The sequence below is a fragment of the Falsiroseomonas oryziterrae genome, from assembly GCF_021864505.1.
Lineage (GTDB): Bacteria > Pseudomonadota > Alphaproteobacteria > Acetobacterales > Acetobacteraceae > Falsiroseomonas > Falsiroseomonas oryziterrae.
Genome location: NZ_JAKJIB010000104.1, coordinates 1 through 11,629, shown reverse-complemented (window position 1 = coordinate 11,629; position 11,629 = coordinate 1). Strand labels below are relative to the sequence as shown.

Annotated in this window: 15 protein-coding genes; 4 read left to right on the top strand and 11 right to left on the bottom strand. The window is 72.9% G+C overall.

What is annotated here, in order from left to right:
- Positions 1 to 658 (top strand): MFS transporter (locus L2I40_RS10735; RefSeq protein WP_237214904.1); only part of this gene is annotated, 658 nt, incomplete at its 5' end.
- 34 nt (positions 659 to 692) lie between these two features.
- Here L2I40_RS10735 and L2I40_RS10730 read toward each other — a convergent pair.
- From L2I40_RS10730 to L2I40_RS10715, 4 genes are all read right to left on the bottom strand, one after another.
- Positions 693 to 1,694 (bottom strand): lipid A deacylase LpxR family protein, encoded by a 1,002-nt coding sequence (locus L2I40_RS10730; RefSeq protein ID WP_237214902.1) that lies wholly within the window; start codon positions 1,692 to 1,694, stop codon positions 693 to 695.
- Positions 1,695 to 1,804: 110 nt separating this feature from the next.
- Positions 1,805 to 2,956: a lipid-A-disaccharide synthase gene (lpxB, locus tag L2I40_RS10725; RefSeq protein ID WP_237214900.1), complete on the bottom strand. Its 1,152-nt coding sequence runs from the start codon at positions 2,954 to 2,956 to the stop codon at positions 1,805 to 1,807.
- The gene (locus L2I40_RS10720) at positions 2,953 to 3,849 is read right to left on the bottom strand and encodes a carbon-nitrogen hydrolase family protein (protein WP_237214899.1); all 897 of its coding nucleotides are present in this window, start codon (positions 3,847 to 3,849) and stop codon (positions 2,953 to 2,955) included. The genes lpxB and L2I40_RS10720 overlap by 4 nt, the downstream gene beginning before the upstream one ends.
- Positions 3,846 to 4,445 (bottom strand): GNAT family N-acetyltransferase, encoded by a 600-nt coding sequence (locus L2I40_RS10715; protein WP_237214898.1) that lies wholly within the window; start codon positions 4,443 to 4,445, stop codon positions 3,846 to 3,848. The genes L2I40_RS10720 and L2I40_RS10715 overlap by 4 nt, the downstream gene beginning before the upstream one ends.
- A 44-nt stretch (positions 4,446 to 4,489) precedes the next feature.
- On the opposite strand from L2I40_RS10715, the gene L2I40_RS10710 reads away from it, so the two are divergent.
- Entirely contained in the window at positions 4,490 to 4,744 is a 255-nt protein-coding gene (locus tag L2I40_RS10710; RefSeq protein WP_237214897.1) for a SemiSWEET family sugar transporter, read from the top strand.
- On the opposite strand, the gene L2I40_RS10705 is transcribed toward L2I40_RS10710, so the two are convergent.
- Positions 4,731 to 5,750 (bottom strand): CobW family GTP-binding protein, encoded by a 1,020-nt coding sequence (locus L2I40_RS10705; protein ID WP_237214896.1) that lies wholly within the window; start codon positions 5,748 to 5,750, stop codon positions 4,731 to 4,733. The two genes, L2I40_RS10710 and L2I40_RS10705, sit on opposite strands and share 14 nt — an antisense overlap.
- The gene (hisI, locus tag L2I40_RS10700; protein ID WP_237214895.1) at positions 5,747 to 6,178 is read right to left on the bottom strand and encodes a phosphoribosyl-AMP cyclohydrolase; all 432 of its coding nucleotides are present in this window, start codon (positions 6,176 to 6,178) and stop codon (positions 5,747 to 5,749) included. Before hisI ends, L2I40_RS10705 begins: the two co-directional genes overlap by 4 nt.
- A gap of 66 nt (positions 6,179 to 6,244) precedes the next feature.
- On the opposite strand from hisI, the gene L2I40_RS10695 reads away from it, so the two are divergent.
- Complete coding sequence (locus L2I40_RS10695; protein WP_237214894.1) at positions 6,245 to 6,733, top strand: Fur family transcriptional regulator; 489 nt, start codon at positions 6,245 to 6,247, stop codon at positions 6,731 to 6,733.
- On the opposite strand, the gene metC is transcribed toward L2I40_RS10695, so the two are convergent.
- Genes metC through L2I40_RS10675 form a run of 4 tightly spaced genes read right to left on the bottom strand, consistent with a single transcriptional unit; the run spans position 6,719 to position 10,111 of the window.
- A complete protein-coding gene (gene metC / locus L2I40_RS10690) occupies positions 6,719 to 7,939 on the bottom strand; it encodes a cystathionine beta-lyase (RefSeq protein WP_237214893.1) in 1,221 nt (406 codons plus the stop codon). The genes L2I40_RS10695 and metC overlap by 15 nt on opposite strands.
- The gene (locus tag L2I40_RS10685) at positions 7,900 to 8,745 is read right to left on the bottom strand and encodes a sulfurtransferase (protein WP_237214892.1); all 846 of its coding nucleotides are present in this window, start codon (positions 8,743 to 8,745) and stop codon (positions 7,900 to 7,902) included. Before L2I40_RS10685 ends, metC begins: the two co-directional genes overlap by 40 nt.
- A 5-nt stretch (positions 8,746 to 8,750) precedes the next feature.
- Positions 8,751 to 9,467, bottom strand: a complete 717-nt coding sequence (locus L2I40_RS10680) for an alanyl-tRNA editing protein (RefSeq protein ID WP_237214891.1) — start codon at positions 9,465 to 9,467, stop codon at positions 8,751 to 8,753.
- Positions 9,464 to 10,111: an NUDIX domain-containing protein gene (locus tag L2I40_RS10675; protein WP_237214890.1), complete on the bottom strand. Its 648-nt coding sequence runs from the start codon at positions 10,109 to 10,111 to the stop codon at positions 9,464 to 9,466. Before L2I40_RS10675 ends, L2I40_RS10680 begins: the two co-directional genes overlap by 4 nt.
- A 37-nt stretch (positions 10,112 to 10,148) precedes the next feature.
- Here L2I40_RS10675 and L2I40_RS10670 point away from each other — a divergent pair, with 37 nt between their 5' ends.
- A complete protein-coding gene (locus L2I40_RS10670) occupies positions 10,149 to 11,069 on the top strand; it encodes a DMT family transporter (RefSeq protein WP_237214889.1) in 921 nt (306 codons plus the stop codon).
- On the opposite strand, the gene L2I40_RS10665 is transcribed toward L2I40_RS10670, so the two are convergent.
- Positions 11,029 to 11,499, bottom strand: coding sequence for a GNAT family N-acetyltransferase (locus L2I40_RS10665; protein ID WP_237214888.1), 471 nt, complete (start codon positions 11,497 to 11,499; stop codon positions 11,029 to 11,031). The genes L2I40_RS10670 and L2I40_RS10665 overlap by 41 nt on opposite strands.
- Positions 11,500 to 11,629 lie beyond the last annotated feature (130 nt).

Sequence of the window (11,629 nt, the reverse complement as noted above, 5' to 3'; positions counted from 1 at the left end):
GCGGTATCTCGGCCGCACGCCGGGCGGCATGGGCCAGCGCCCCGACGGCGGGGCGGAGGCCGCACGGTCGGAGGCGGCGCGGCCCGCGGCGCTCGGCGGCAATCCCTGGCGCGATGCGCGCTTCCGCAGCCTCGCGGCGTTCAACGCGCTGTGCCTCTTCGCGCAGATCGGGCTGATCGCGCATCTGGTGTCGCTGCTGGCGCCGCATCTCGGCGCGCAGGGGGCCGGGCTGGCGATGGCGCTCGCGACGCTCTGCGCGATGGGCGGGCGGGTCGTGCTGGGGCGCGTGCTGCGGCCCGGCGTGGACCGCCGGCGCGCCGCGGCGGTCAATCTCACGATCCAGTTCGTGGGGCTCGCGCTGCTGTTGGCGGCGGGCGGCAGCGTGCCGCTGCTGCTGGCGGGCGTGGTGCTGTTCGGCGTCGGGCTCGGCAATGCGACGACGCTGCCGCCGCTGATCGCGCAGCAGGATTTTCCCGAGAGCGAGGTGCCGCGGATCGTGGCGCTGATCGTGGCGAGCGGCCAGGCGGTCTACGCCTTTGCCCCGGCGCTGTTCGGCCTGGCGCGGGAGCTTGGGCCGGAGGCGTTCTTCCTGTTCGGGATGGCGGTGCAGGTGGTGGCGGGGCTGGCGGTGATGCGGCGGGCGCGCGGGGCGGCCTGAGCGCCGCGGCAGCCACGACGCGTCGGGGCGAGGATCAGAAGGAGAAAGCCAGGCTGATCGAGCCGAACTGCGCGTTCTCGCGCTGCGTGGTGAATTCCTGGCTGCGGATCGTGTAGGTGGCGGTGAGCCGCGCGCGGCGGAAGAAGACGGCCGCACCCAGCACCGCATCGCCGACCCAGGTCTCGCGGTCCACGCTGCGGCTCGAGCGGAAGCTGTTGCCGTCGAGGGAGATGTCGCGCAGCACGGCGCGGCCCTCGACGCCGGCAAAGACGTACCAGCCCCAGCGATCCGTCGGCTCGAAGAAGACCGAGCCGGCCGAGGCGGGGCGGACGCGCGGCGGGCCGAAATCGGCTTCGAGCTCGGTGCCGAAGCGCGCCATCACGCCGATCGCGCCATAGGTGCTGACATTGCCGAGGCTGGCCGAGACGGAGGGCACGAGGCCGACCGAAACGCCGTCCCAGCGGGTCGGCGCGTTGAGCCGCCACTGGCGGTTGGCGACGAGGTTCAGCCCGGGCTCGTCCTTGATCTGCGTGTTCCAGCCGAGCGCGCGGTCGATGTTCATGAAGTCGTGCGTGTTGTTCTGCACCTGCTCGCCGAGCGCGGCCGGGCCGACCACGCCGAACTGCAGCTCGAGCGCGCCGAAGGCGCGGTCCGTGTAGGAGACCATCGTGACCGAGCCGTAGAGCCAGGCGGCATAGGGGCGGTCATCGAGCGGCGGGTTGCGGAGGTCGGTGTCCTCGGGCGTCCATTTCTTCTGCCCGAAGCCGAGGCCCCAGCGCGTCGCGCCGCCGGCGGGGAAGAAGAGCGGCATGCGCGAGGCGGCCTCGGCGAGCCAGTCGGGCGTCTCGTCCGCGCGCGAGCGCCAGGCGAAGAGGAACCCGTTGGTGTAGTAGCGGTCGTTGCCCGAGAAGGTGTCGTTCTCGAGGATGAAGGCGAAGGTGCCGGCCGGGTTCGGCAGGCGCACCTGCTGCGCGGCGGCGGGCAGGGCGAGGCAGGCCAGCGCCGCCCCGCAGATCATCGCAACACGTCCCGCCATCGTCGCCTCCATCGCCCGCGCACAACGCGCCGAAGCGCGCGGCGCCAGCAAGTGCGGCGGTACAACGCGGGACGACGCGCTGCGTCGCGGGACGCGCGGACAAGCCGCCGTCAGGCGCGGCGGCGCTCGAGCTCGTCCAGGACGACCCGCGCCGCGGCCTCGCTCGGCGCGAGGCCGGGCGGGTGCAGCGAATCGAGCACCGAGCGCAGGCCGGCGCGCTGCGCCTCAGCCGCAGCGGGGTCGGCGAGCAGCGTGTGCAGCGCCTCGGCCATCGCCTCCGGCATCGCGCGGTCCTGCAGGAATTCGGGCGCGACCTCGCGTTCGGCGAGCAGGTTGACGAGGCTCGCGAAGCGCACGCGGACGAGGCGGCGCACGATCGCGGCGGTGATCGGGTTCACGCGATAGGCGACGATGTGCGGTACGCCGGCCACCGCCATCTCGAGGCTGGAGGTGCCGGACTTGATGAGGCCGGCGGAGGCGCAGGCGAAGGCGTCGTGCTTGTCGGCGAGCGCCTCGACCAGGATCGGGCGGCCAGGCCAGGACGCGACGCGCGCGCGCACGAGTTCCGCGACGACGGGCGAGACGGCGATGACGGGCCGCAGGCCGGGGAGGCGCGCGGAGAGGCGCTCGAGCGTCGCGCCGAAGAGGGGCAGCAGGCGCTTCGCTTCCATCCTGCGGCTGCCGGGCATGACGAGCAGCACGCGCTCCTCCGCGCCGAGGCCGTGCGCGGCCCGGAAGCGCGCGGCGTCGCCGGCATCGGCGCCGGATTCCAGGACCGGGTGGCCGACGAAGTCGGCGCGGATGCCGGCGCGCTCGAAGATCACGGGCTCGAAGGGGAGCAGGCAGAGGATGCGGTCCACCCGCGCCTTGATCTTCGCGATGCGCCCGGGCCGCCAGGCCCAGACCTGCGGCGCGACGTAGTGCACGATCGGGATGCCGAGCGGCCTCACGCGTTCCGCGAGCCGCATGGCGAAGCCGGGGCTGTCGATGGTGACGATGACGGACGGGCGCCGCGTGGTGATGTCTTCCACCGTCTGCGTCATGCGGCGCGCGAGGTTGCGGATGTTGGGCAGCACCTCGATCAGGCCCATCAGCGCGAGCTCGCGCATCGGGAAGAGGCTGTCCATGCCCTGCTCCGCGAGGCGCGGGCCGCCGATGCCGGCGAAGGTGAGCGACGGATCATGGGTACGGAGCGCGGCGACGAGGCGCGCGCCGAGCGCGTCCCCGGATGCCTCGCCGGCGACGATGTAGACGAGCGTCATGCGAATTCGGCCGGCGTCGGGGGCGGCACGGGAGCGCGCGGCCAGTCGCGGTGGTTGCGCACCGCGCCATGCTCTCGCACGTGGTCGAGCTTCGCGGGGTCGAGGGTCGCGAAGACCCAGCCCGGCGCATCGCGCTCGCCTGCCGCGATCACGCCGTCTTCCGGGAAACCGCGGTCGGCGGGGCCGTAGACCGCCGCCTGGCCGCGGTTCACGTCGAGGGCCGCCGACCACGGCGCCTCGCCCACCGTCGGCGTGGTGGCGACGTAGCACTGATTCTCGATGGCGCGCGCGGCGGCGGAGACGTTGACGCGCGTCGCGCCATGCCGGCTGTCGGTGCAGGAGGGGGCGAGGATCAGCCACGCGCCCGCCTCGACCTGCGCGCGGACATGCTTCGGGAACTCGACATCGTAGCAGATCGAAATGCCGAGCCGGCCCCAGGGCGTGTCGAAGACGCGTGGGCTCGCGCCGGAGCTTATGCCCCAGCGCTCATCCTCGAAGCGGGTCATCGCGCGCTTCTCCTGGAAGGCGCCGCGCCCGTCGGGTGCGATGAGCGGGGCGCGCGCGACGACGCGGTCGCCGGCGCGCATCGGCAGCGTGCCGGGCAGCAGCCAGGTGCGGTGGCGGCGCGCGGTGGCGCGCATCTCGGCGAGGATCGCGTCCGCATGCCCGACCATGGCGGCGAGCTCGGTCGGCTCGTCGGTCGCATCGCGGCCGACCAGCGCGGCGCCCAGCTCGACGCAGGCATATTCGGGCAGGACCAGCAGGTCGGCCTGCGGCTTCGCCTGCTCGATCCAGCGGTCGAGCTTCGCGCCCCAGGTGGCAATGGAGGCCGGGCGCTCCACCGGATATTGCAGCAGGCCGAGGCGCAGCGGCTTGGCGGGCGGCGCGGTCACAGCGGATCCCTCAGCCAGAAGGAGAGGGTGTGCGGCGTTTCCGCCGGCGCGCCGATCTCCTTCCAGTCGAAGGTCACGGTGAGGTCGGGCCGCGGCACATAGCCGCGCTTGCGCCAGAAATCGTCGAGCGGGACGTGACCGGCGGGGCGGCGCGGGTCGTCGACGTCGCGGATCACCGCGCAGAAGGCGGCGGCGGCAAGGTTCAGGCGGCGCGCATGCGCCTCGCGCTCGGCGAAGAAGCGCACGCCGGCGCCGCGGCCGCGATAGGCGCGCAGCAGCACGGATTCGCCGAAGTAGCAGAAGCGCGCGGGATCGAGGCCGGCGGCGGCGAAAGCGTCGCGCACCGGCGCATGGCCCTCCGTCATCGGCTCGCAGGTCGCCGCCCCCACGACGCGATCGCCGTCGCGGCAGACGACGACGGCCGCACCGGGCGCATCGGCATAGGCGCGGAGATAGCGGCGCTCATAGGCCTCGTCGCCCTCGTAGAGATAGGGCCATTCCCGGAAGACCTCGATGCGCAGCCGTGCGAGCTCCGGCAGCAGGGGATGCAGCGCGGGGCCGGACAGTGTCTCGAAGGCCAGGTGGACGTCCGACATGGGGGGATGCATAGGCATCGCCATCCGGCGGGGGAAGGGGTGGCGTGGATCCTGTGGAACTGATCGGCCTTGCCGCCGGCGTGATGACGACCTCGGCCTTCGTGCCGCAAGCGGTGCAGACCTGGCGGACGCGGTCCGCGCGCGACGTGAATCTCGGGCTGCTGGTGCTGCTGGTGGTCGGCAATTCGATGTGGCTCACCTATGGCGCGCTGGTCGGGTCCTGGGGGCTGGTGGCGGCCAACATCGTGACCGTGCCGCTCTGCATGCTGATCCTCTGGGTGAAGGTCACGCGGGGGTAGCGGCCTGAAGGAAGGCTGCGAGCCCGTCCTCCACCACCTGCGGATCGAGGCCACGGAGAATGAAGACGAGGCGGGAGCGGCGCGGCTCGCCCTCGGGCCAGGCGGCCAGGCGCCGCGGCGGATGGAAGACGCGCTGCACGCCATGCACCACGACCGGGCGGTCCTCGCCCACCAGGTCGAGGATGCCCTTCACGCGCAGCACGGCCTCGCCGCGCGTCGTCGCCAGCATCTCGAGGAAGCTTCCGACGCCTTCCCAGGACAGCGGCGCGTCGAAGTCGAGGCAGAGCGCGCGGATGTCGGCGCCGTGGCGGTTCGGATCGTGGTGGTGATGGTGGTGGTGGTCGCGCGACGCGGCGCCGATCCAGTGCGCGACGTCGGGCGCCTTGGCCGCGGGATCGAAGGGGCCGGCGGCCAGGATCGCCTCGGGCGCGACGTCGCCATGCCGTGCCTCGAGGATCGGCGCGACGGGGTTGAGGGCGCGCAACCGCGCCGTCAGTGCCGCGACGGCCTCCGCGTCGGCGAGGTCGGTCTTGCTCAGCAGGATGCGGTCGGCGACGGCGGCCTGGCGGCGCGCTTCCTCCTGCGCATCGAGCGTCGCGGCGCCGGAGGCGGCATCCACCACCGTCACCACACCGTCGAGGACGAAGCGCGCGCCCATGCGCGGATCGGCCATCAGCGTCGCCAGGATCGGCGCGGGATCGGCAAGGCCCGTCGTCTCCACCACCACGCGGCGGATCGCCTTGCCCGCCAGGATCCGCTCCCACAGCCCGTCCAGCGCGCGGATCAGGTCGCCGCGCACGGTGCAGCAGAGGCAGCCGGCATTGAGCAGCACCGCCTCGCCATCCAGCCGCTCCACCAGCAGGTGGTCGAGCCCGATCTCGCCGAACTCGTTCACCAGCACGGCGGTGTCGGCCAGCGCCGGATGCGCGAGCAGCGCATTGAGCAGCGTCGTCTTGCCGGCGCCGAGGAAGCCGGTGAGGACGGTCAGTGGGACGGGATTGGTCACCGCCCGTACAGCGCCTCCGGGTCCGCTTCCGGCTGCGTGATCTCGGCCAGCTCGCCGCCGCGCAGCGCGCGGAAGAAGCAGTTGCGGCGGCCGGTGTGGCAGGCGACGCCGGTCTGGTCCACCAGCGCGAGCAGCGTGTCGCCGTCGCAGTCGAGCCGGAGATCGACCAGCGCCTGCACCTGGCCCGAGGTCTCGCCCTTGCGCCAGAGCGATTCGCGCGAGCGCGACCAGTAGGTGACGCGGCCGGTCGCCAGCGTCTCGGCGAGCGCGGCGCGGTTCATCCAGGCCATCATCAGCACCTCGCCCGTGTCGTGCTGCTGGGCGATGCAGGGGATCAGGCCGTGCCCGTCGAAGCGCACCGCATCCAGGAACAGGGCGCGGGCGGCGGGATCGGGCGCGTCGGCGAGCGCCGGCGGGGGTATGGGCATGGCAAGCGGCTCCGTGCGGCGTTACATTATATCGCCCGGCGCGAAGCGGGGTGGAAGAGGCAGGACATGAGCGGAACGGCAGGGGCCGGGTTGGAGGCGGCGCTGGCGCGGGCGGAGGCGGCCTGCCTCGCGCGTGGGGCGCAGCTGACCGAGCTGCGCCGCCAGGTGCTGCGGCTGGTGCTGGCCTCGCCGCAGGCGATCGGCGCCTATGCGCTGCTCGACCAGCTGCGCGCCGAGCGGCCGGGGGCCGCGCCGCCCACCGTCTATCGCGCGCTGGATTTCCTGCTGGAGCAGGGGCTGGTGCACAAGGTGGAGCGGCTGAACGCCTTCATCGGCTGCGTCGGGCCGGAGGCGCATGCGCATTGCGGCCACGGCCACGACCATCCGCACCAGTTCCTGATCTGCTCGAAATGCGGTGCGACGGCGGAGGTCTGCGACGACCGCGTCGCGGCCGCGGTCGCCGAGGCCGCGCGCGCGGCCGGCTTCGCGCCGAGCCGCACGACGGTGGAGGTGGAGGGGCTCTGCGCCGCCTGCGCCGGCTCAGCGCGGCAGTGACGCGAGGCCCTGCTCGAGGTCGGCGATCAGGTCCGCGACCTCCTCGAGCCCGATATGCAGCCGCACGGCCTGGCCGGGCAGGGGACGCGACACGCTGCGGCTGATCGAGGGGCCGGAGGGCAGCGCGAGGCTCTCGTAGCCGCCCCAGGAGGCGCCGATCCCGAAGAGCTTCAACCCGTCCACGAAGCGGAAGATGTCGGCTTCCGTGTAGCGCGGCTGGAACACCACGCCGAACAGGCTGCAGGCTCCGGTGAAGTCGCGCTTCCAGATCGCATGGCCGGGATCCTCGGGCAGCGCCGGATGCAGGATGGAGTGGACCTCCGGCCGCGCCTGCAGCCAGCGCGCGACCTCGAGGGCGGCCTGTTCCTGGTGCTGAAGGCGCACGGCCATGGTGCGGGCGCCGCGCAGCGCGAGCCAGCAATCGTCGGGGCTGGCGTAGTGGCCCATGGCGCTCGCCGCGCCGCGCACCGCCAGGTGGTGTGCCTCGCTCTTCACCGTGACGGAGCCGAGCAGAATGTCGGAATGGCCGCCGACATACTTGGTCAGCGCCTGGATCGAGACGTCGCAGCCATGCGCGAAGGGCTGGAAGTGATGGATGCCCCAGGTGTTGTCGATCATGCTGACCGCGCCGCGCGCGCGCGCCAGCGCCGTCAGCGCGGGGACGTCCTGCACCTCGAAGGTGTGGCTGCCGGGGCTCTCCAGATAGAGCACGCGCGTGTTGGCGCGGAAGTGCGGCGCCAGCGCCTCGGCGGTCGTGGTCGGCTCGTAGAAGGTGGTCTCGATGCCCCAGCCCTTCATCATCCCTTCGGCCAGCGCGCGGGCCGGGCCATAGGCGCTGTCGGGCATCAGGCAGTGGTCGCCCGCCTTGAGGAAGGCGAGCAGCGGCACGGCGACGGCGGCGAGGCCGGTGCCGACGATGGTGCAATGCGTGCCGCCCTCGATCCCCGCGACCATGTCCTCGAGCGCGTAATGCGTCGGGCCGCCCTGGGTGCCGTAGGTCATGACGCGTTCGAAGCGGCGCTTGCCGTTCGCGACGCGTGCCTCGCAGGAGGGCTGCAGCACGGTGGAGCCGCGGTAGACCGGCGGGTTGACGAAGCCGTGGCTGCGGACGGGCGGGCGCGAGCCGTGAGTCAGGCGCGTGGCGAAGCCACGCTTCGGTGTGTCGGTCACGAGGTGGCCTTCGGCGTTTCGGGCCGCGAGGCCCATTCGGTCCAGGAGCCGTCATAGACGGCCGGTTCGGGCAGGCCGGCGCGCACGGCGCCGAGCGCCACGACGCAGGCGGTGACGCCCGAGCCGCAGGAGGTGATGAGCGGCCGGTCGTCGTCGGCGCCGCGCGCGGCGAAGATCGCGCGGAGCGTCGCCGTGTCCTTCATCGTCTGATCTGCGTTCAGGAGTTCGGTGAAGGGCAGGGAGGCCGCGCCGGGCATGTGGCCGGAGGGCAGGCCGGCGCGGGGCTCCGGTGCCGTGCCGTCGAAGCGACCCTTGCTGCGGGCGTCGAGGATCAGGGCTTCCCCGCCGCCCTGCCGCACGATCTTCTTCACGTCGCCGATGCCAGCGAGGCGGCGGGCGATCAGGTCGGGGATGAAGGTCGCGGGCACGGCGGGACGCGGCGGGCCGGTCTCGATGGGACGGCCCTCGGCCTTCCATTTCGGCAGGCCGCCATCGAGGCAGGCGACCGCCTCGTGCCCGAAGAGCCGCATCATCCACCAGCCGCGCGGCGAGGCGCGCAGCCCGTGCTGGTCGTAGAAGACGACGCGCGACGCGTTGGAGACGCCGAGCGCGCCGACCAGCTTCGCGAAGCGCGCAGGCGTCGGGACCATGTGCGGCAGGTCCGTGTCGGCATCTGCGATCGCGTTGATGTCGAAGAGCCGCGCGCCCGGCAGATGCGCGGCGGCGAAGCCCGAATGGATGTCGCCCGGCTCGTTCGGCAGGTAGGTGGTGCAGTCCAGCACCACGAGGTCGGGCTTGCCGAGTTCCGCGGCCAGCCATTCGGTCGAGACGAGGTTGTCCATGCGCGTCACTCCGGCAGGATGAAGTGGATGCGCCGGTTCTGCCGGCCCTTGGATTCCAGCTTCGTCACCTCGATGCGGCCGATCTCGCCGGTGCGGCGCACATGCGTCCCGCCGCAGGGCTGCAGGTCGATCGGCGCGCCCTCGGGGCCGATGCGCACCAGCCGGATGCGCCCGGCGCCGCGCGGCGGCTGCACCGACAGCGTGCGGACCATCTGCGGGTTCGCATCCAACTCCGCTTCCGTGATCCAGGTGAAGCCGGTCGGGTGGTCGGCGGCGACGAGGGCGTTCAACCGCTCCGTCAGCCATTCCTTGGCGGGCGGCTCGGCGAGGTCGAAGTCGAGGCGTGATTTCTCGACGCCGATCTGGTTGCCGGTGGCGTAGATGCCGGGCAGCACGCTGCAGAGCAGGTGCATGGTGGTGTGCATGCGCATGTGCCGGTGACGCCGCGCCCAGTCGAGCGCGACGCGCACCTCCGCCCCGACCGGGGGCGGCGTCGCGCCGGGCGCGAGGCTGTGCAGGATGGCGCCGGCCTCGCCCTTGATCGCTTCCGCCACCGCGGCCTCGCCGCCGTCCCAGATCATCGTGCCGGCATCGCCCGGCTGGCCGCCGCTGCGCGCATACATCACGGTGCGGTCCAGGAGGACGCCCTTCTCGTCGAGCGCGACCACGCGCGCGGTGCAGTCCTGCAGATAGGCGTCGTCGGAAAACAGGGCGATCGTCATCGGGTCCATTCCTCGCGCAGCCGCGCGCGGTTCAGTTGCAGCCAGAGCAGGGCGAGCGCGGTCGGCGCGCCCTGCACGCGATTCTCCGCCACCATGCGGAAGGCGTCCGCGGCGGGCAGGATCAGGATGCGCGTGTCCTCGCCCTCATGCGCGAGGCCATGCGTGCCGGCGCCGTCCGCGGGGATCTCGGCCTCGGCGCAGTAGTGGTGGACGATCTCGTCGCAGCCGCCGGGCATCAGCAGGAAGCCGCCGATTCGTTCCATGCGGCCGGCGCGGAGCCCGGCTTCCTCCAGCAACTCGCGCGCGCCGGCGACGGCCGGGTCCTCCTGCGGTTCGAGCAGGCCGGCCGGCGCCTCGGCCTGGATCGGCGGCAGGCCGGCGGCGAGCGCGGGCAGGCGGAACTGCTCGATCAGCGCGACGCGGTCGGCGCGCGGGTCGTAGGGGAGCACGAGCACGCCGTTGCCGCGCCGCCAGAGCTCCCAGGTCAGCGGGGCGGAGGTCGTGCCGTCGAAGCGCGTGTAGCGGAAGCAGACGCGCTGCATGGCGAAGCGGCCGCCAAAGGCGACCTCGTCGGTCTCCACCGTCAGCCCTGGCGCGTGCGGGATCGGCGGCGCCTTGGGATGGCGGGGCGGGCTGGCGCTCATGGACGGCGGAACCTAGCCTCGGGTCGCAGGAGCGTCCATGTCCCCACCCGATCCGTCCCGCGCTCCTGCGCGGGCGGTTGATCCGTCCCGCGCCAATGCGCGCGCCGTGCTGCTCGTCCTCGGCTCCTCCGCGACCTTCACGCTGGCGGCGGCGGCGGTGAAGGGGCTGGAGGGGGCGGTGCCGATCGCGCAGCTGATCCTGTTCCGCAACGTCTTCGCGCTGCCGCTGCTCTTCGTGATGCTGATGCGCGCGGGTGGTCTGGCGCTGCTGGTGCCGCGCCAGCCGAGGTGGCACGTGGCGCGCATCCTCTGCGGCATGTGCGGGATGGTCGGGGCCTTCGCGGGCTACACTTGGCTGCCGCTGGCCACCGCGACGGTGCTCGGCTTCACCATGCCGCTGTTCCTCACCGCGTTGTCGGTCGTTCTGCTCGGCGAGCGCGTCGGCTGGCGGCGCTGGTCGGCGGTGGTCGTGGGATTCCTCGGCGTGCTGCTGGTGGCGCGGCCGGGCGGGGGGGAGGCGCTGCCGCTCTGGCCCGTGCTGCTCGTGCTGCTCGGCTCGCTCGGCTGGGCGCTCGCGATGATGTCGATCCGGAGGATGGGCCAGGCGGGCGAGCATGGCGTGACCATCGTGCTGTGGTTCGCCCTCGGCAGCACCCTGCTGTCGGGCATCGCGACCATCCCGGTCTGGGTGGACCCGACGCCGCGGCAATGGGCGCTGCTGGTCGCGATCGGGCTTGTTTCCGCCGTCGCGCAGCTCCTGATGACGGAGGCCTATCGGCGCGGCGACACCACGCTGCTCGCCCCCTTCGAATATTCCGCGCTGCTATGGACGATGGCGCTCGGCGTCGCGTTCTGGGGCGAATGGCCCGGCGTGCTCGACCTGCTCGGCTTCGCCGTGCTGGTCGGCGCGGGCCTCTTCATCTGGTGGCGGGAGCTGCGCCTGTCGCAGGCACGATGAGCGTCTTGCGGAACCACAGCCGCGCGTGGCCGGCCGGCATGCCGTCCAGGCGTCCGAACTCGGCATAGCCGTTCGATTCCCAGAAGCCCGGCGCCTGGAAGGAAAAGGTGTCGGTGTAGGCCTGGCCGCAGCCGCGCTCGCGCGCGATCGCCTCGGCGCGGCGCAGCAGCTCCGACCCCAGGCCCTGGCCGCGCTGCTCGCGCGACAGCCAGAGCCAGTCGATGAAGAGCCAGCCCCAGAAGGTCAGGCCGAGCAGCCCGCCGCGCACCGTCCCGTCCGGCCCGCGGGCGAGCAGCGTCACCGGCTCGCGGTCATAGGCGCCGCCCATTTCCTGGTTGTAGGTGTGCAGCCCGCGCTGGATGGCGGCGACGGCGTCGAGCTCCGGATAGGCGTCCTCGACGATTTCGGTGTCGCCCAGCTTGCCGCTCATGCCGTCTCCGGTCGCTTCGCGCCGCAGCAGACAACGACGGCGCGGGGCGCGCCAGCCCCCGGCGTCACCGGCGGGGCGCGAGGCCGCGCAGCGCCAGCGCCAGGGCGCGCACCTCGTCGGCCGCCGGCGA

Excerpts from the sequence above, each read along its gene's own strand:
- L2I40_RS10670 (WP_237214889.1), top strand. The coding sequence starts at position 10,149 with ATGTCCCCACCCGATCCGTCCCGCGCTCCTGCGCGGGCGGTTGATCCG.
- hisI (WP_237214895.1), bottom strand. The coding sequence starts at position 6,178 with ATGCCCATACCCCCGCCGGCGCTCGCCGACGCGCCCGATCCCGCCGCC.
- L2I40_RS10730 (WP_237214902.1), bottom strand. The coding sequence starts at position 1,694 with ATGGCGGGACGTGTTGCGATGATCTGCGGGGCGGCGCTGGCCTGCCTC.
- L2I40_RS10685 (WP_237214892.1), bottom strand. The coding sequence starts at position 8,745 with ATGGACAACCTCGTCTCGACCGAATGGCTGGCCGCGGAACTCGGCAAG.
- L2I40_RS10680 (WP_237214891.1), bottom strand. The coding sequence starts at position 9,467 with ATGACGATCGCCCTGTTTTCCGACGACGCCTATCTGCAGGACTGCACC.
- L2I40_RS10675 (WP_237214890.1), bottom strand. The coding sequence starts at position 10,111 with ATGAGCGCCAGCCCGCCCCGCCATCCCAAGGCGCCGCCGATCCCGCAC.
- L2I40_RS10715 (WP_237214898.1), bottom strand. The coding sequence starts at position 4,445 with ATGTCGGACGTCCACCTGGCCTTCGAGACACTGTCCGGCCCCGCGCTG.
- metC (WP_237214893.1), bottom strand. The coding sequence starts at position 7,939 with ATGGGCCTCGCGGCCCGAAACGCCGAAGGCCACCTCGTGACCGACACA.
- L2I40_RS10695 (WP_237214894.1), top strand. The coding sequence starts at position 6,245 with ATGAGCGGAACGGCAGGGGCCGGGTTGGAGGCGGCGCTGGCGCGGGCG.
- L2I40_RS10665 (WP_237214888.1), bottom strand. The coding sequence starts at position 11,499 with ATGAGCGGCAAGCTGGGCGACACCGAAATCGTCGAGGACGCCTATCCG.
- lpxB (WP_237214900.1), bottom strand. The coding sequence starts at position 2,956 with ATGACGCTCGTCTACATCGTCGCCGGCGAGGCATCCGGGGACGCGCTC.